Annotated in this window: 1 protein-coding gene; it reads left to right on the top strand. The window is 66.5% G+C overall.

Annotation, left to right across the window (positions count from 1 at the left end; genetic code table 11):
* Positions 1-421: amino acid--tRNA ligase-related protein (locus tag EN885_RS33235; RefSeq protein ID WP_348631663.1), on the top strand; the 421-nt coding region annotated here is incomplete at both ends.

The raw sequence follows: 421 nt of genomic DNA, 5'->3' as shown, positions 1-421 counted from the left end.
TCGCCGGAATTCGCCTGCAAGAAGCTGCTCGCCGCCGGTGAAGTCAGGATTTTCAGCTTCGGTCCGGTCTACCGCAACCGCGAGCGCGGCGCCTTGCACCATCCCGAATTCACCATGCTCGAATGGTATCGGGTGGGCGAAGCCTATGAGAGCCTGATGCTGGATTGCGCGGCCTTCCTGGCGCTGGCCGCTACAAGGGCAGGGGCGACTCTTTTCTCTTTCCGGGGCCGCGACTGCGATCCGTTCGCCGAGCCGGAACGGCTGACGGTGGCGGACGCCTTCACCCACTATTCCGGCATCGATCTGCTGGCCACGGTCGCCGCCGACGGGAGCACCGATCGCGACGCGCTATACGCCGCCTTGATCCGGGCCGGCATGCGTACCGCGCCCGACGACAGCTGGGCCGACCTGTTCAGCCGGG

The organism is Mesorhizobium sp. M6A.T.Cr.TU.014.01.1.1 (assembly GCF_004022765.1).
GTDB lineage: Bacteria > Pseudomonadota > Alphaproteobacteria > Rhizobiales > Rhizobiaceae > Mesorhizobium > Mesorhizobium mediterraneum.
This window is presented reverse-complemented; position numbering and strand designations above follow the sequence as displayed.